This is a genomic window from Bradyrhizobium sp. 155 (assembly GCF_023101105.1).
GTDB classification, from domain to species: domain Bacteria; phylum Pseudomonadota; class Alphaproteobacteria; order Rhizobiales; family Xanthobacteraceae; genus Bradyrhizobium; species Bradyrhizobium canariense_D.
In genome coordinates this window covers 1,495,309-1,512,456 of sequence record NZ_CP064704.1, presented here as the reverse complement: position 1 = coordinate 1,512,456, position 17,148 = coordinate 1,495,309, and the positions used below count along the sequence as shown (strand labels likewise).

The 17,148-nt window shown below is 64.0% G+C and carries 18 protein-coding genes and 1 tRNA gene; 9 read left to right on the top strand and 10 right to left on the bottom strand.

Annotated features, from left to right (window positions below; translation table 11 throughout):
- Positions 1 to 77: 77 nt before the first annotated feature.
- The 6 genes from IVA93_RS07420 to IVA93_RS07400 form a co-directional block, all read right to left on the bottom strand.
- A complete protein-coding gene (locus tag IVA93_RS07420) occupies positions 78 to 338 on the bottom strand; it encodes a hypothetical protein (protein ID WP_247486012.1) in 261 nt (86 codons plus the stop codon).
- Positions 339 to 633: 295 nt separating this feature from the next.
- Positions 634 to 903: a hypothetical protein gene (locus IVA93_RS07415; protein ID WP_018453898.1), complete on the bottom strand. Its 270-nt coding sequence runs from the start codon at positions 901 to 903 to the stop codon at positions 634 to 636.
- 54 nt (positions 904 to 957) lie between these two features.
- Positions 958 to 1,200: a hypothetical protein gene (locus IVA93_RS07410; RefSeq protein WP_018453897.1), complete on the bottom strand. Its 243-nt coding sequence runs from the start codon at positions 1,198 to 1,200 to the stop codon at positions 958 to 960.
- Positions 1,201 to 1,366: 166 nt separating this feature from the next.
- Positions 1,367 to 1,540 (bottom strand): ParB N-terminal domain-containing protein, encoded by a 174-nt coding sequence (locus tag IVA93_RS41120; protein WP_524536865.1) that lies wholly within the window; start codon positions 1,538 to 1,540, stop codon positions 1,367 to 1,369.
- A gap of 721 nt (positions 1,541 to 2,261) precedes the next feature.
- Complete coding sequence (locus IVA93_RS41115) at positions 2,262 to 3,650, bottom strand: DNA primase family protein (RefSeq protein ID WP_371258503.1); 1,389 nt, start codon at positions 3,648 to 3,650, stop codon at positions 2,262 to 2,264.
- 1,282 nt (positions 3,651 to 4,932) lie between these two features.
- Positions 4,933 to 5,163, bottom strand: coding sequence for a helix-turn-helix transcriptional regulator (locus IVA93_RS07400; RefSeq protein WP_018453895.1), 231 nt, complete (start codon positions 5,161 to 5,163; stop codon positions 4,933 to 4,935).
- Between the two features lie 125 nt (positions 5,164 to 5,288).
- Here IVA93_RS07400 and IVA93_RS07395 point away from each other — a divergent pair, with 125 nt between their 5' ends.
- Together IVA93_RS07395 and IVA93_RS07390 are read left to right on the top strand one after the other, a co-directional pair.
- Entirely contained in the window at positions 5,289 to 5,618 is a 330-nt protein-coding gene (locus IVA93_RS07395) for a hypothetical protein (RefSeq protein ID WP_157642898.1), read from the top strand.
- Between the two features lie 12 nt (positions 5,619 to 5,630).
- Positions 5,631 to 7,289 carry a recombinase family protein gene (locus IVA93_RS07390; RefSeq protein ID WP_083926350.1) on the top strand — a complete coding sequence of 553 codons (1,659 nt, stop codon included), beginning with the start codon at positions 5,631 to 5,633 and terminating at the stop codon, positions 7,287 to 7,289.
- Here the strand turns inward: IVA93_RS07390 and IVA93_RS07385 are convergent.
- The 4 genes from IVA93_RS07385 to mnmA all read right to left on the bottom strand — a co-directional run bounded on the left by IVA93_RS07385 (position 7,246) and on the right by mnmA (position 9,894).
- Positions 7,246 to 7,322: transfer RNA gene (locus IVA93_RS07385), tRNA-Met, on the bottom strand. The two genes, IVA93_RS07390 and IVA93_RS07385, sit on opposite strands and share 44 nt — an antisense overlap.
- A gap of 308 nt (positions 7,323 to 7,630) precedes the next feature.
- A complete protein-coding gene (locus IVA93_RS07380) occupies positions 7,631 to 7,987 on the bottom strand; it encodes a hypothetical protein (protein ID WP_018453893.1) in 357 nt (118 codons plus the stop codon).
- Positions 7,988 to 8,031: 44 nt separating this feature from the next.
- Complete coding sequence (locus tag IVA93_RS07375) at positions 8,032 to 8,670, bottom strand: class I SAM-dependent methyltransferase (RefSeq protein WP_018453892.1); 639 nt, start codon at positions 8,668 to 8,670, stop codon at positions 8,032 to 8,034.
- A 42-nt stretch (positions 8,671 to 8,712) separates the two neighbouring features.
- On the bottom strand, positions 8,713 to 9,894 hold the full coding sequence (gene mnmA / locus IVA93_RS07370) for a tRNA 2-thiouridine(34) synthase MnmA (protein ID WP_247542152.1): 1,182 nt from the start codon (positions 9,892 to 9,894) through the stop codon (positions 8,713 to 8,715).
- Between the two features lie 347 nt (positions 9,895 to 10,241).
- Here mnmA and IVA93_RS07365 point away from each other — a divergent pair, with 347 nt between their 5' ends.
- The 7 genes from IVA93_RS07365 to fliN all read left to right on the top strand — a co-directional run bounded on the left by IVA93_RS07365 (position 10,242) and on the right by fliN (position 17,119).
- The gene (locus IVA93_RS07365) at positions 10,242 to 11,885 is read left to right on the top strand and encodes a flagellar hook-length control protein FliK (protein WP_026232619.1); all 1,644 of its coding nucleotides are present in this window, start codon (positions 10,242 to 10,244) and stop codon (positions 11,883 to 11,885) included.
- 13 nt (positions 11,886 to 11,898) lie between these two features.
- Positions 11,899 to 12,606 carry a flagellar hook assembly protein FlgD gene (locus IVA93_RS07360; protein WP_018453889.1) on the top strand — a complete coding sequence of 236 codons (708 nt, stop codon included), beginning with the start codon at positions 11,899 to 11,901 and terminating at the stop codon, positions 12,604 to 12,606.
- Positions 12,607 to 12,960: 354 nt separating this feature from the next.
- Entirely contained in the window at positions 12,961 to 13,236 is a 276-nt protein-coding gene (gene sciP / locus IVA93_RS07355) for a CtrA inhibitor SciP (RefSeq protein ID WP_002714638.1), read from the top strand.
- A gap of 192 nt (positions 13,237 to 13,428) precedes the next feature.
- Entirely contained in the window at positions 13,429 to 15,036 is a 1,608-nt protein-coding gene (gene fliF / locus IVA93_RS07350) for a flagellar basal-body MS-ring/collar protein FliF (RefSeq protein WP_085349194.1), read from the top strand.
- A 17-nt stretch (positions 15,037 to 15,053) separates the two neighbouring features.
- Positions 15,054 to 16,145, top strand: a complete 1,092-nt coding sequence (fliG, locus tag IVA93_RS07345; RefSeq protein ID WP_018453886.1) for a flagellar motor switch protein FliG — start codon at positions 15,054 to 15,056, stop codon at positions 16,143 to 16,145.
- The gene (locus IVA93_RS07340; protein WP_018453885.1) at positions 16,145 to 16,765 is read left to right on the top strand and encodes a FliH/SctL family protein; all 621 of its coding nucleotides are present in this window, start codon (positions 16,145 to 16,147) and stop codon (positions 16,763 to 16,765) included. Before fliG ends, IVA93_RS07340 begins: the two co-directional genes overlap by 1 nt.
- 3 nt (positions 16,766 to 16,768) lie before the next feature.
- Positions 16,769 to 17,119, top strand: coding sequence for a flagellar motor switch protein FliN (fliN, locus tag IVA93_RS07335; protein ID WP_007596160.1), 351 nt, complete (start codon positions 16,769 to 16,771; stop codon positions 17,117 to 17,119).
- The last annotated feature ends 29 nt before the right edge of the window (positions 17,120 to 17,148 follow it).

The window sequence follows — 17,148 nt, the reverse complement described above, 5'->3', positions numbered from 1 at the left end:
CGACGCTCGATCCGAATTTTCTTGGACCGTTGGTAAAGCATCTGACGGGCGGTCATCCGTGCTCGATGATCGGCCATTTAATGCAACGTCGCGGATGGCCGCTCCGTCATCGCCTGCACAAATTGCCGCAAGCGGTCCATCGCTTTGCTGCGCCACGCCTCCAGCTCGACGGCGTATTTGCGCAACGCCGCGCGAAATTCTTCTCCGTCAATGTCGGCACCGCGAGCAAGCAGACGGCGCGCATAGGCGGTGAGCGCAAGATCGCGATGGCGGCACAACTCGGCATTTGCATCGTCTAAAATTTTCATTTTGAACCGCGCTTCACAGCCAGTCGCCAAATTCCGCCGTCACCCGGCCGAACCCCGGTGTTTTCCACCTCGCAATTCCAAACCGAACCGGAATGCGTGACGAAGGACCCCGGCTGGTAGGTCCGCGATGCATTCCAAATGCCCAGGTAGCGCATTGTCGGGCGCGACTCGAGTGCCGCGATCCGCTCTTTCAGCGGCGAAATTGCTGCCACAACGAAATCGGCGATTTCCGGAGCGAGCGCCGCGACGAAGCCCTCGATCTCAGCTCGCCGCCGTGGCGAAATTCTGGCTTCCACTGCGCGACGTTCTTCGGGAGTTGGACCGTTCATGGCATGCGCTTCGTGTCCGCTGCCTTGCCATGTCGCCTTTCGTAGGCAAGCTGCAACCGGGACTGTTCGCGAACCAGTATGCGCGCGGCCGAAACGTTGTCGGGGTCGTCGCGCTGCCACAGCAGTTCGCGGATGCGTTTTTCCAGCCGAGCGATAGGAATTAGATCGTCAATTTCGGCCGGAAGCCGAACCACCAGGCCCGCTGCTTTTTTTGCGGCGAACCGTCGCCCATATTGCAGCTCGCTCGCAGTCAACCGGACGACCATTTGTCCTGCCCTCAACGTGTTTGATCTCGACGTTCTCAATAGCAGATCGCGATCTCAACCCTCGTTACGCCGTAACCCTGCGAGTTTCCGCAGCGCCAGCTTCAAAGCTTTTGAGAGTTCTTTCCGATCTCCCTCATCCCATTCCAGCAGCACGCCCTGGCTGCGAAGCCAATCCACGTCGCTCCAGTCGAGATCGATGGCAATTCGCGTAGCGCCCTTCGCCTGGCGCGCGCGGTGTTCCCGCATGCGCTGGGCGGCGGCCGTCGGTGCAAGGTGCGCCTTCGCCTTGTTTTTCACGGTGGGCCTCCGGGGCTAAATGCCGTCAAGATGGGCAACCCCCTTCCAAAATTTGATCCCACCGCACAAGGACCAGACGGTGCGGTTCTCGCGGCTTCGCAGGCCGGTTTCGAGTCCACCCCCCCCGGGGTGTCACCGGCTTTCGATCCGCTGCGCCGCGCGCGTGTCATTCGAAAGCAATAATCTGCGCCGTGATGGTTTTTCGCCCAGCGCGCTTGGCTGCGCGAAGCCGATGCGCTCCGTCGAATATTCGGTAGCGGTATCGACTGCCGGACTGCCGGATTACCAAAATCGGTGGCGCGCGTTCACCCGCTCGCAACATGGCAACATACCGTGACACGTTGCTCGGCCTGTTGCAGCTAAGCGGCTCGATCAGGCGAATTGAAACGCGAACGGCGTTTCTCTCCGTCACCTCATCGGGGGCGACGCCCCCAACCAGTTTACCCCGAAGTTTGACCACTCTTACTTCGGCCAAGCCACCTGCACCATCGTCAGGCGAGTTGCACGCTCCTCGCGCTGGCGCTCTCGATGATTTCGCGGTCACTTATGGAACTCCTGTCTTAGTGGAAATTTTGCAACGGCGACACGACGCGTGGGGTCTGTCCGGCCCCTTCCGGCGCGGTGGCAAAAGTGCCTGGGTGGGCGGCCGGCGCGCCTCAATGATCTTACCGCCCGACCTCTCTGACAGTGGTCCAGTCCTCCGGACGATCGCGCACCAGCCGGACCAGCCATCGAGGCGGCGGTCCGATTTTGCAGGTCGTCGTTGGCGCACCGACCGGCCGAAGGGCAGGTCACAAGGGCAGGTCACTTCAATTCCACCCGCTTCCTTGGCATTCTGATATTTCGTCTTCATTCCTTCTATTCTCTCCCTTTTTCTGTTTTTCCATTCCTTGAAAAGAAGAAGTGCCCTTGTGCCCTCGGCCTTGTCATCCTGTTGATTTAGCCTCGGTTTCGTCGAGGGCACGTCGTGGGGCACTTCTGGCTGCGGGGCACTTCGAATGTGCTCGCCCAACCGCCGCTGCCTGCTCAGGGCACTTCAAAGGGCATGATGCCCGGGCAGTTTAGAACGGCGGCGGATCAGCGTCGTCGTCGATCCAGATGCGGTTGACCTCGTCCTTGATCGTCGAGAAGCCAGCCGAGCCGCCCTTGAGTTGCTGACCATCCTTGTGCGTTTCCCAATGGCGCAGACCCTCATCGGTCATCTCGACACCGGTCAGGAACCGGGCGCCGCTGCTCTTTTGGTCGCCGATGCCCTCGATGGCCTGCCGCAGCTTCGGAAAAAACCAGCGGGCACCACTGGCGCGGGCTTCGTCGCCCTCCTCCTCCCGCAGCCAACCATGATACGCGCACAGCAAGTCGGAGCGCTCGACCTTGATATTGGGCGAGCTGATCAGCGCGGCGCGCGCGAATTCCGCAACTGGGTTGTTGCCCTCCTTGAATTCGCGAATGTCATTGTTCACGGCGTCGGGGACATTGAACAACCCCCGCTCCAGCAGCTTGGCGAGGCCGTCCAGCGCCCAGTTCAGCACGCCCGGCGCTTCGGTCGCCATGATGTGCGCGCCGATGCTGAGCCCCGCTGGCACGCCGAGGCGGGCTCGCATCTCAGTCGCCTCGCGCTCGCTGACCACTTTATTGAGCTTCAGCACGATGGAGCGGTTATAGACCGCGTCGGAATGGTCGCGGGCGCGCGGCAGGCTGTTGGCGGTCAACATGACGGGGATTTGCAAACGCGTCTCCAGCGCCTGCGTGTTCATGCGGCGAATCGACATCGGCTCGCCGGTCACAATCACCTTGAAGCGCTGCGGATCGAGCCGGTCGCCCTCGTTGACCGCATCGTCGCGTATCCACGCCGACTTGCCGATGAAAGCTTGCATGCCGAACGTCTCGCTGATCTCGGACACGGAAAGCGAAGCAATCGGTTCGCCGATCAGTTCACGCGCGCAGCTCGACAATTCCGTCTTGCCGGAACGCGACAGGCCGACCACCAGCAACGCCTTGCGCTGCTCGCGGGTCAGGCGCGGGATCGCCAGCGCGGCGCCCAGCCATTCGCGATACATCTCGATTGCCGCTTCGCCAGCAGGGTGCAGCGAGAACATGGAAGCGAGCAGTGCCAGAAACTGCGGGCACGTCGCGGTCGGATCGTATGCAGTCGTGATCTTGCGGCGTGCAAACCAATGCGGGCCGTGCGGGCTGAATTGGCGCGTGTCGATGTCGAGCACGCCATTGGCGCATACGATGACCTTGGCGTCGGCCCATTCGACCTTGCGCTTGAACAGAGCGGGATGCTCGGTCAGCAATTTCCAGGTGTTGTTGAGTGCCGATGTTTTCTTCGGCTCATTCAATGCTTCGAAACCAGTGTGGATCAGCGAGCGCATCCATTGCTCTTCGGCCGACGTCAAGATGTGCCAGATGCCGTCCTCATAAATCCAGACTTCACCTTCGGTCAGCATGATGTCACGGCCATCCTGGCGCACGGCATTGATCAGGGCACCGACCACGACGGCTGGCACATCCTTTTTATTCTTGATGATATCGGTCGGCTTCACAATTTTGGACGGCGCGCCGCCTCTGGCGACCATCTGTTGCTGTTGCTCGCCTTTACCGCCTTCCATGGTCTTCAGCGTCGGCCGGTCGGCTTTTTTGACTTCGGGCGGATGTTTCTTGATCCAGCCTTCGCAGTCACGGCGGATGTTGCGCTCCTCGATGCGCCAGTTCCATCGCGAGCCATACACGCCAGCCGCAACGCGCGTTGCCTCCATGATGATCGGAACAACTTCATCAACCGCCATGCCGCGCGACAGCATCGCGGCGGCGCATTGGATTTGCGTTTGATGGATCGAACTTTCGCCAGACCCCATGTAAATCATCTGCGCCAAGCGCTGCTCAACATCGATCGGCGGCTTGTGGCCGATGGACTTGGCGTACTCTGCGAACGGATCGATCTCGCTGACCGTCTTGCCAAGCTCGCGTTCACGAAGTAGCAGGACCGGCGACTGTTCGGCGAACCATTCCTCCAGGTCGTCGAGTTCATAGCGGCGGCTCGGCTCGAACACCAGCACCTCGACCTCGGTCCAGGCGCCGTCCTTGGTGTTGTGGGTGCCGGGCACGCGCAGCACCCGCGCGATCTCGCAGCACTGCGGGTCGCCCGCGATCACGTCGACGAGCTGGCGCAGCGCCGCCTCGATGCGCTCGATGTTGGCTTGCGTCTCGACGGGCTCCTTGAACAGCCAGTAGCAGTGCAGGCCGCCGCCGGAGAACACCACCACGCTCGGCGGAAACCTCAGCCGCGCGAGCTGACGCAGGCACTCCTCGCGCGCGGTCTCATCCTTGATGTCGACCAGCTTGAAATCGATGTCGGCATGCAGGCACGTCGTCTTGCACACCGTCTCCTTGTTGCGCTTGGTCGCGCTCTGGTCGACCGCGCTGACGCAGAAGAACAGGCCCCGGCCCGGTTTGTCCCACTTGTTGATGAACCCGCTGATCTGCGACGGCATGCGCGTCATGATGTGCCGCTCGGCACCTTCACCGCGCTCGTTGGTGAATGAGCAGATGTAGACAGGCTCTTCGGTGAAGGCGAACAGCGCCGTCAGGAACTCAATCGGGCCGATGGCCTGCGGGTTCGTGCTGCTGGCTTGCGCGCACGCGGGCGCCGTTATATCAGTGACAAACATTCTAAAAATTCCTGAGATGACGATTGAGAGGCGGCTGGCAGGCCGCCTTTTCTTTCCGCGACTAGGCGACGCGCTCAGCCAGGGCTTGCGCCGCAAGATTGCGCGAGCGCCGTGCAATCGCTGCACTGACCCAATCATCAACCTCATCGGTGACCCAACCCACGCGGTTGGCACCGATCGGAACGCGTTTCGGGAATTTGCCTTGGGCTTCGAGGCGATCAATCTGCCGGCGACCCAGCAGAACGCCGCGCTCATTCAGATTGGGGAAAGGCACCAGTTTGGGCTTGCGCATGTCAGCTCCTGTTCTAGACGAGACGCGCCAGCAATGGACAACGCTCGAAGGAGCTAACTAAATACACCGGCTTTGCTGCTTGTCGACAAGGTGGAACCACAGCGCCTGTTCAAAACTCACCCCATATGATGTCTTATGAACAAGGGCGCTGCGCTATCAACGCGTCTTTGGAAGTCGTTGCACGTCATGGCGTAACTTCGCTGGACGTTGTGCGAAGCAGCGCGTTTTGCTTGATGCTCCTGGTGGAGCGCAATCATCAGGATGATGAGTCGTTGACGCTGGATCGCCCGTTGCGGGCGCCGGCCGCGATTGCGTCTGACGGCAGCATGACTCCTACGATACCGCTGGATCGGGCAGACGAGGCTATTCTCCGCTATGTGCGGGAGCTTGCCAAACGGCTGGCACGAGAGGATCATCAGGCGGAGATCGCGACCCGCCAAGCATCCAACCTGTGACGAGCGAAGACGATGATCCGCGCCGCCATTTACGCCCGCTTCTCCTCCGACCTGCAAAGCGATAAGTCGATCGACGATCAAGTAGCATCGTGCCGCGACCTTTGCAGTCGCGAGGGCATGGCGGTGATCTCGACGTTTGAGGATCGGGCCATCTCAGGCACCGGCGCGATCAACCGTCCCGGCTTCCAGGCCTTGATGCGCGCCGCCGAGGCACGGCTATTCGATGTGATTGTCGCCGAAGATTTGGATCGCGTTTTTCGCGATCAGGCCGACTATCACACTGCCCGCAAGCATCTCGATCACCTTGGCGTGTCAATGCACACCGTGTCCGGCAAGGTCGGCAAGCTCGATGGCGCGTTGCGTGCGCTGATGAGCGAGATGTTCATCGAAAACCTCGTGATCCACACACGTCGCGGACTTGAGGGGGTGATCCGCGATGGCCGGCACGCCGGCGGCCGAGCCTATGGCTATCGCGCGGTGCGGGGCAAGCCGGGCGAGTTGGAGATCGTCGAAGCCGAGGCCGAGATCGTGCGCGAGATTTTCGCCGATTACATCTCGGGCAAGACGCCGCGCATGATCGCGAACGATCTCAATAAGCGTGGTATGCGGCCGCCGCGTGGGCGCCAATGGAACGCATCAACGATTAACGGCAACGTGTCGCGCGGCGGCGGGCTGATCCTGAACGATCTGTATGCCGGCCGGATCGTCTGGAACAAGGTCCGCATGATCAAGGACCCTGTGACGCGCAAGCGTCTCTCGCGTCCCAATCCAAAGGATCAATACAAGATCGTCGAGGCGCCGCATCTGCGCATCGTTGATGATGCGACGTTCAGGGGCGCGCAAGCTGTCAAGGCCGAGCGCCGCCGTGACGCCACGCCGGCGACCGCGCAAAAGGCGCGCGCGCCGAAGCGGGTCTTTTCTGGTTTGATCAGGTGCGGTTCGTGCGGCGGCGGCATGGCGTCAATCGGCAGCGACGCGAAAGGTCTCCGCTTGCAGTGCTCAACCCATAGGGAAAGCGGATCGTGCGGAAATGGTCGCCGCGTTTATCTCGACGACATTGAGGCGCTCGCCGTCAGGGGGCTCCGCCAGCACCTCGCCCATCCCGAGGTGATCACTGAATTTGTCGATGCCTATAACGCCGAGCGCAAGCGGCTCAAGAAAGAGGCGAGCACCGAACGCTCCCGGCTGGAACGGCGGCTCGGCGAGATCGGGCGCGAGATGAAGCGGATCGTTGACTCCATCGTGATCTCGGGCATGCCGCCAGAACAGTTCGTCGCCCGGATGCAGGAGCTTGAGGCTGAGAAGGCCAAGGTCATCGCCCGGCTCGATGCTGCTAAGGAAAGCGACAACGTGATCGCGCTGCACCCCAAGGCGCTCGACCGTTACAAGCGCGCTGTTGTGGAACTAGCCGACGAGTTCAAGCGCGGCACGCCGACCGAGTTTGCGACCATCCGCGAGCTGGTGACGGCGATCATCGTGCATGCCAGCCCAAGCCGACCGGGCGGCATCGGGACCAAAGCCAGCGCAGAAGATGACCGGTGCGTTCGGATCGACATCAAGGGCCGCCTCGCCGCGTTGTGCGGCAATCCGGGCCTCTTTCCGAACATGGCTATGTCGGGGGGAACGTTGGTAGCGGGAGAGGGACTCGAACCCCCGACCCCAGGATTATGATTCCCGTGCTCTAACCAGCTGAGCTACCCCGCCACAGGGTCGCGAGGGCCGAAACAAGCCGACCTCGCGAACGCGCGGCATATAAGGAAGGGGGCGGCGGGCTGTCAATCCGAGTTTGGCAAAGCTTCCACCTTCGCCAAGGCTTCCGCCTTCGCTAAAGCTTCGGCGGGACATGTCGGCGGGGGATTTGGGCCTTTTGGCGCTGAATCCGTCATGGCCGGGCTGGTCCCGGCCATCCCGGCCGGCCACAAGAACGTGGATGCCCGGGACGAGCCCGGGCATGACGACGAGATTGGGATGCGGAACAGGCTCCGCCTACGCCAAGGCTTCGGCGCGACGAGCTATTTCGGCCGCACCGTCGGGTCGCCGCCGGGGCTGCCGGGGGGCGGGATGACGGGCATGGCGCCGTTCGTGCTGGGCGCCGGGGCGTGCATCTCGGGATCGACGCCGGAGGGCGGGCAGAGCACGCCGTCCGATTTTGCCAATTTGTCGCCGAGCGGTTCCCGGGACTGGCCGGTGGTGGTGCCGTCGGCCGAGCGGTTCGGGCGGTCCTGCGGCGTGCAATTGGTCGCATGCTGCGGGGATGGCGGCGCGGTCGCTTGCGGCGGCGTCGCCGGGGCGGGCGGAGCCTGCGCGATCGCGCCGCCGGAGGCGGCGATCAGGAGGCTGGCCAGAATGATGTTTGATGTCGTGCGCATGGGAGGGAAACGCGCGGGTCAGCCCGCGTGTTCCGCACCCCCGATCACGATTTGAGGTAGCGGATCAGCGAAAAGTGGCCCATCGGCGGCATCGGGCGGCGCTCGGCCAGCGTAACGCCGCCGTGTTTTGCGGCCCAGTCGACCAGGCGCTGCCATGGAAATTCCGGGCGCCAGCCGAGGCGGCGGGCGAGCGGCGCAAACGCGAGCTCGGAGAGTTTGCGCAAACCTTTTTCGGCCCCGATGTGGTTGACCAGGATCAGCTCGCCGCCGGGCTTCAAGACGCGCATGAACTCGTCGAGCGTGCCTTCGGGATCGGGCACCGCGGTGATGACGTATTGTGCGACCACCGCGTCGAAGAAGTTTTCGGGGAAGGCGAGGTTCTTCGCGTCCATCACCGAGAGTACTTCGACATTGCTCAAGCGCATCGCGCGCACGCGCGATTGCGCCTTGCGCAGCATCGGCTCGGAGATGTCGACCCCGCAAATCTTCGTGGTGCGCGCATAGTCGGAGAGCGACAGCCCGGTGCCGACGCCGACGTCGAGGATGCGGCCGCCGATGCGATCGGCCTCGGCGATGGTCGACTGCCGGCCGGCGTCGAACACCTTGCCGAACACGAGATCATAGACCGGCGCCCAGCGGCCATAGGCCTTCTCGACCCCGGCCCGCGAGATGTCTGCTGCCATGCCCCCTGCCCTGCCTAGATTCTTATTTTGCGCATCATGCGCTTAGCCGCGGACCGCTTCTGCGAGCGGCCTCGTCGTGCTGCTTGCGGCCTTCGCGGCGGCGCTTTGAATGAAGCCGCCGCCGAGCACGCGGGCCTGGCCGCCAGGTGCGTCGTAGAACACGCAGGCCTGTCCCGGCGAAACGCCCTCTTCGCCGGCGACGAGCTCGACCTCGTAATGGCCGTTCGCGCCGCGCAGCCACGCCGGCTGGGGCGCGCGGGTCGAGCGCACGCGCACGAACATTTCGAGGCCATTGCCGATGGCGCGGTCGATGTCGCCATCGCCGATCCAGTTGACGTCGCGCAACACGATGCGGTGCATCTTCAGCGCCTCGCGCGGGCCGACGACGACGCGGCGGTTGGCGGCCTCCAGCCGCACCACGAACAGCGGCGCGGCGGCTGCGATGCCGAGGCCGCGGCGCTGGCCGATGGTGAAATTGGCGATGCCGTTGTGCCGGCCGAGCACGCGGCCGTCGAGATCGACGATGTCGCCGGGGTCCATCGCGTTCGGCCGCAGGCGGGTGATGATGTCGGTGTAGCGCCCGGTCGGCACGAAGCAGATGTCCTGGCTGTCGTGCTTGTCGGCGACGGCAAGACCGAAGCGCCGCGCCAGCTCGCGCGTCTCGGGCTTGGTCATGTCGCCGAGCGGAAAGCGCAGATAATCGAGCTGCTCCTGCGTGGTCGCGAACAGGAAGTAGCTCTGGTCGCGATCGGCGTCGGCGGCACACACCAGCGCGCGCGAGCCGTCGTCGCGGCGGCACGAGGCAACGTAATGGCCGGTGGCAAGCGCGGTGGCGCCGAGCTCGCGCGCGGTCTTCAAGAGGTCGCGGAACTTGACCGAGCGGTTGCACTCGATGCACGGCACCGGCGTCTCGCCGAGCGCGTAGCTGTCGGCGAAATTGTCGATGACGGATTCGCGAAAGCGATCCTCGTAGTCGAGCACGTAATGGGGAATGCCGAGCTTGGCGGCGACGTCGCGGGCGTCGTGGATGTCCTGGCCGGCGCAGCAGGCGCCCTTGCGATGGGTCGCCGCACCATGGTCATAGAGCTGCAGCGTGATGCCGACAACGTCGTAGCCTTCCGCCTTCAAAAGCGCAGCCGTCGTCGATGAATCGACGCCGCCTGACATGGCAACGACGACCCTGGTATCCTCAGGACGGCCTTCGAGATCCAGACTGTTGAGCATGGGCCTTAAAGCGTTGTGGACGGCGGCGTTGGGCGATCCGCTGGGTGCTTCCGGCGGGACAAAGGCAATCCCCGGGAACCGAGAGTTCCCGAAGGGCGCGGCCTGCCCGGTCGAAAGCGGTTGAGAGCTCTCTCTTTAATACAGGCGGCCTTCCGGTGAAGCAATCACGGACCCCGCAAGGTTTACGGCAATTCTTGCCGGGGAGGCAGAAATGGCGGGGCTTTGGGAGGCTCCGCGGCGGGGCGCGAATTCGTCAACGCATTGATTTGATTGGATAAAATTCCTACCACAAGGGTGGCCCGCTCCTTGCTACCTCTCATGGCGAAGATGTTTCCAAGGGGTTGCCTGTGGTCGGTCGAACGTCAGATGTCGTGGCAAGCGTGCAAGTCCCAAGCGCGCAGCAAAAGCCTGCCCGGTCGCAAGCGCCGAAAGACACGTCCAACGACTCCTTTGGCTCGCTGGTGGACAGCAACACCCAGGCGATCAGCGACAGCGCGGCGTCCTCCGTGCAGGACTCCCCGCGCCGCACCGATTCCTCGTCCTCCGCCTCCGACAAGAGCCCGCGCGATCGCTCAGCGAGCGACCAGTCCTCGCAGAGCAAGGCCAGCGACGACGCCAACAATTCCGCGCCCGCCAAAAACGACATCAAGAACGACGCCAAGAGCGACGCCAAGAACGACTCGACGGCTGATGCGGCCAAGGCTGATAGCAAGACCAAGGACAAGCCGGAGGCGTCCGACGCCAAATCGGCCGACAAATCTGCGGACAAATCCGACGAGACCAATGCGGACAAGGCCGGCGGCATCGATGGCCTCGCCGCCGCCGTCGATACCGCCGCCGCCGCGCAAGTCGACGCGACGCAGGCCGCCGTATCCGATCCGAATGCACTCGTGGTCGCCGTGCCGGTCGATTCCAACGCGGCTGCAAACCAAGCCGCCGGCTCCGCCTCCTCGCCGCTGACGATTGCCGCCGCCGGCATCGCCGCCAGCGCATCCATCGCAGCGCAGATCGCCGGCACCAAGACCGATACCGCGACGCCGGGCGACAAGAGCGCCAAGACCGCAAGCGCCAAGGTCGATGCCGACACCTCGGCAGTGCTGGCCGATACCGCGACCGGGACCACCGATTCGACCGCGGCCGATGCCAAGACCAATGGCGGCCTGATCGCCGCCGTCGACCAGGGCACGCCAAAAACCTCGTTCAAGGCCGCAGTCACTGCGCAAGGCGCCAGCGACGTCTCCAATATCGGCCAGGACACCGGCAAGGCCAACGCCGCGCAGACCTCGGCGACGGCAGCGTCCGCCAACGCGGCGCATCCGCACGCCGACAAGCCGCCGATCGACGCGAACGCGACCGACGCCAAGGCTGGGACTTCCGACCGCACCGCCGATGCGGCACCGGCGACGGCAGCACCGCATGCCCATGCGGGCACGCAGGCCGCTGTCTCCACCACCGACACCGGCGCGCAGGCGGCCTCGGCCGTGCAGGCGTCGCTGACCAATACGACTTCGGCCGCGACCGCATCGACCGCGACGCTCACGGCGACCGCAGCCACCAATACGGCCATTCCGATCACAGGCGTGCCGATCGAAATTGCCGCCGCCGCACGCGCGGGCAAGACCCGGTTCGACATCAGCCTCGATCCGCTCGACCTCGGCCGCATCGACGTCCGCATCAATGTCGACCGCAACGGACAGGTCACCTCGCATCTCACCGTCGAGAAGCCGGAGACGCTGCAGATGCTGCGGCAGGACGCGCCGCAATTGCAGCGCGCGCTCGACGATGCCGGCCTCAAGACCGGCAGCAACGGGCTGTCCTTCAGCCTGCGCGACCAGAATTCATCGGGCCAGAACTCCGGCCAGAACAACGACAATGGCGGCAATGCCCGCCGGCTGATCGTCAGCGACGAGGACGCAGTTCCCGCGGCCCCGGTCGGGCGCAGCTACGGCCGCATGCTCGGATCGAGCAGCGGCGTCGACATCAGAGTGTGAGGAGTATTCGATCATGACCACCACGAATGCCGCCACCGCCCCGTCCGTCGTCTCGGGCACGACCGACCTGCCGAAATCCTCGTCGAACCCAAGCCTGGGCTCGACCACCGGCGCGACGCTCGCCGGCAACTTCCAGACCTTCCTGACGCTGCTGACGACGCAGCTGCAGAACCAGAACCCGCTCGATCCGCTCGACACCAACCAGTTCACCCAGCAGCTGGTGCAGTTCGCCGGGGTCGAGCAGCAGCTCAAGACCAACGACTCGCTGTCCCAGCTCGTCACGCTGCAGCAGACCACGCAGGCGACCCAGGCGCTGGGCTTCGTCGGCAAGACCGCCCTGGTCGACGGCACCACCGGGACCATGACGAATTCGTCGGCGACCTGGCATCTCAACGTGCCGAGCGACGCCACGGTCGACATCACCATCGCCAATGCCAGCGGCCAGACCGTGTTCACCGGCAAATACACCGCCGGCGCCGGCACCGACGTTCCGTTCACCTGGAACGGCCAGGGCAATGACGGCACGCAATGGCCCGACGGCAAGTACACGATCTCGGCCACGGGCAAGGATGTCGCCAACAACAATGTCGGCATCGCCGCGCAGGTGCAGGGCACGGTGTCATCCGTCGACCTGACCCAGTCGCCGCCGCTGCTGACCATCGACGGCGCCAGCTACACGCTGAGCCAGGTCAAGAGCATCATCGCGACGGCCAGCAATTAAAGGCGGAATGCCGCTGGATATTCGGTGTCGTCCTGGCGAAACCACCGAAGTCGTTTGGTTCGACGAAGTAACCCCGAGTCGTTGTAGCGACTCCTCCCTGGGGTAATGGGTCCTGGCGTTCGCCAGGACGACAATTGAGGCTCTGCGACACCCCGCGCAGGCCTCGTTTGTTAGTAAAGTATTTACGAACACCCCCTTCGGCCCGCCTGGACGCACCGTCCCGCCGGCCGAGTCGGCTGCGTTCCAGCCATTTTCAACGAGAATTGTATTGAAGCCTTAGGCTTAGCGGATTTTTAAGCCGGCGCGCGTAGGGTTCCTGAGTGAGTTCAGTGGTTGAGAGTTTGTGAGTACGCCATGACAGAACCCCATCGCCCGAGGGTAAAATACGTCATCGGGCCGGACGGTAGTCCGTTGACGATTGCGGATCTGCCTGCACCCGGCACCAAACGCTGGGTCATCCGCCGCAAGGCCGAGGTCGTCGCCGCAGTTCGTGGCGGTCTTCTCTCCCTCGAGGAGGCCTGCAGCCGTTACACGCTGACGGTTGACGAATTCCTCTCCTGGCAGTTTTCGATCGACCAGCATGGTCTGGCGGGACTTCGCACCACCCGTATCCAACAATATCGCCAGTAGGCAATCCGGAAATCTGCGGCTTTTGACGAAAATCGGCCTCGTCTTGCGAGGCCGATTTTTTTCATGCTTCGTTTTGGCGCGACTTTTGTCGCAGCTCTTAACCTTCGTTAACCATATCGAAACCATCACCTAGGCAATAATTGCCCAGTCGGCCTTTCCTGTGAAAGCAGCCGAATCTGTCGGGGCGGTTGCTTGCAAGGTCTTGCGGACTTTCTGAAGGGTATCGGAGCCGCCCGGTTCGGGGCGATGATCGCGGTCACCGCCGCGCTCGTCGGCTTTTTCGCGTTCGTCATCATGCGCGTCACCACGCCGCAGATGACGACGCTGTTCACCGACCTCAGCGTCGAGGACTCCTCGGGCATCATCAAGGACCTGGAGCGTCAGGGCATCCAGTTCGAGCTGCGCAACGAGGGCACCATCATCATGGTGCCCAAGGACAAGGTCACCCGGCTGCGGATGAAGCTCGCCGAGGGCGGCCTGCCCAAGGGCGGCGGCGTCGGCTACGAGGTGTTCGACAAGTCGGATGCGCTCGGCACCACCTCTTTCGTCCAGAACATCAACCATCTCCGCGCGCTGGAAGGCGAGCTCGCCCGCACCATCCGCGCCATCGACCGCATCCAGGCCGCCCGCGTCCATCTGGTGCTGCCCGAGCGCCCGCTGTTCTCGCGCGAGGCGCCGGAGCCGTCGGCCTCGATCGTGGTGCGGGTCCGCGGCGCGCTGGAAGCCCAGCAGATCCGCGCCATCCGCCACCTCGTCGCCTCGGCCGTGAACGGGCTGAAGCCGCAGCGGGTCTCGATCGTCGACGAGACCGGGCAGCTGCTCGCCGACGGCGCCCAGACCGATCCGGACCAGCAGATCGGCGACGAGCGCCGCACCGCCTTCGAGAAGCGGATGCGCAAGCAGGTCGAGGACATCGTCTCCTCCGTGGTGGGGACGGGACGCGCCCGGGTCCAGCTCTCCGCCGATTTCGACTTCAACAAGGTCACCCAGACCTCGGACAAGTACGATCCCGAAGGCCGCGTGCTGCGCTCGAGCCAGACCCGCGAAGAGCAGAGCATGACCGCCGACAACAACGGCCAGGTCACCGTCAACAACGAATTGCCGGGCAACCAGCAGAACGGCGGCGTTGCGGCCAAGGACCAGAGCAAGAAGAGCGAAGAGACCAACAATTACGAGATCTCCCGCACCACCAAGACCGAGGTGACCGAGGCCGGCCGGGTCAACCGCATCTCGGTCGCGGTGCTGGTCGACGGCATCTACTCCAAGAACGAGAAGGGCGATCTGGCCTACCAGGACCGCACCAAGGAGCAGCTCGACCGCATCGCCACGCTGGTGCGCTCGGCGATCGGCTTCGACCAGAAGCGCGGCGATCAGGTCGAGGTGGTCAATCTGCGCTTTGCCGATGCCCCCTCCACCCCCCCGATCGCCGAGCCGAGCGGCTTACTCGGCATGCTCCAGTTCACCAAGGACGACGTCATGTACTTCGTCGAGCTCGGCGTGATGATGCTGCTCGGCCTGGTCGTGCTGTTCCTGGTGGTCCGGCCGCTGGTCAAGCGCATCCTGGCATCCGACGAAGTCGCAGCCGCCATCTCCGGCGCCCTCACCGGTCCGGCGAGCGACGAGGCCGCGCCTGCCAGCCAGGCGCTCTTGCCGAGCGGCGCCGCGAGCGCGATCGACGTCGCCACGGTCCAGGGCCAGGTCCATGCCCAATCCGTCCATCGCGTCGGCGAACTCGCCGAGCGCAATCCCAACGAGACCGTCGCCATCATCCGCCAATGGCTGACCGAACCCACGAAATAATCGAGAAGTGATCTGATATGGCCGCCGCCCTGCAAAACGCCAATTCCAACGACATCACCAGCGTGATCTCCACGCTCGGTCAGCGTGCGGGCAGCCGCGGAGGCGCGAAGACCGAAGCGGTGGCGGGGCCGAAGCGCGCCGCGATCCTGATGCTGGCGCTCGGCGAGCAATATGGCGGCAAGATCTGGTCGCTGCTCGACGACGACGAGGTGCGCCAGCTCTCCCTGGAAATGTCGACGCTCGGCACTGTCGAGGTCGACACCGTGGAGGACATGCTGCTCGAATTCGTCTCGCGGATGTCGGCCTCCGGCGCGCTGATGGGCAATTTCGACGCCACCGAACGGCTGCTCCAGCAATACCTGGCCCCCGAGCGCGTCAACGGCATCATGGACGAAATCCGCGGCCCCGCCGGCCGCAACATGTGGGAGAAGCTCTCCAACGTGCAGGAAGAGGTGCTCGCCAACTATCTCAAGAACGAATATCCGCAGACCATCGCGGTGGTGCTGTCGAAGCTGAAGCCGGAACACGCCGCGCGCGTGCTCGGCATCTTCCCGGAGGACCTGGCGCTCGACGTCGTCAACCGCATGCTGAAGATGGAGGCGGTGCAGAAGGAGGTGATCGAGAGCGTGGAGAAGACGCTGCGCACCGAATTCATGTCCAATTTGTCACAGACCCGCCGACGCGACGCCCACGAGGTGATGGCGGAAATCTTCAACAATTTCGACCGCCAGACCGAAACGCGCTTCATCACCTCGCTGGAAGAGGACAACCGCGAATCGGCCGAGCGGATCAAGGCGCTGATGTTCACCTTCGACGACCTCGTGAAGCTCGACTCCGGCTCCGCCCAGACCCTGATGCGCAACGTCGACAAGGACAAGCTCGGCGTCGCGCTCAAGAGCGCCAACGAGGACGTCCGCAACTTCTTCTTCGGCAACATGTCCTCGCGTGCGGCAAAAATGCTCCAGGACGACATGGCGGCGATGGGCCCGGTCCGCCTGCGCGACGTCGACGAGGCTCAGGCGCTGCTGGTCAACCTCGCCAAGGATCTCGCCGCCAAGGGCGAGATCATGCTGACCAAGAACCGCGCCGACGACGAGCTGGTGTATTGATGGCCGCTCCGGCAAAATTCCTGTTCGACAACGACTTCGCCGCGCCCGACCGGACGCGCGAGAAGGCCGCCACCGCGGCCGAGATCGCCCAGAAGGTCGCGGAAGCCGAGGCGCGCGCCTATCAGGACGGCTTCGCCGCCGGCCAGCGCGAGGCCAAGGCCGAGAGCGACCGCCGTGTCGCGCTCGCCATGGAAGAGATCAACATCGCCATCCGCGGCATCGCTTCGGGCATCGGCAACATCGAATCCAAGATGGAAACCGAGGCGGTCGACGTCGCGGTCGCGGTGGCGCGCAAGCTGTGCGCCGATCTGGTCGCCGCCGAGCCGCTCGGCGAGATCGTCGCGCTGGTCAAGGACTGCTTCTCGCATCTGGTCGCGACGCCGCATCTCGTCGTCCGCATCAACGACGCGCTCTACGATTCCGCGCGCGAGAACATCGAGCGCCTGGCCAGGCAGAACGGCTTCGAAGGCCGGCTGGTGATTCTGGCCGAACCCGAGATTGCCACCGGCGACTGCCGGATCGAATGGGCCGATGGCGGCGTCGTGCTGGAGCGCGCCGCCATCACGGCCAAGATCGACGAAATGGTGGGACGCTATGTTGCGTCCCGCAGGGGGAGTTAAGCCATGAGCGACACTGACGGACAGGTCCCGCTGCCCGATCTCAACGGCCCGATGCCGCCTACCGGCACCGACGTCGGCTACAACGAGGACGAATACGCGACGCGCGCCGCCGCCGACCTCGAGGCCGTGTTCGACGTTCCGGTGCAGGTCTCGGCCGTGCTCGGCCGCTCCAAGATGGACGTCAGCGAGCTGTTGAAGCTCGGACCCGGGACCGTGCTCGAGCTCGACCGGCGCGTCGGCGAGGCCATCGACATCTATGTCAACAACAAGCTGGTCGCCCGCGGCGAAGTGGTCCTGGTCGAGGACAAGCTCGGCGTGACCATGACCGAAATCATCAAGACTGAACGCGCCTAAAGCGACGACGCGCGGCAGCGCGTCCAGAC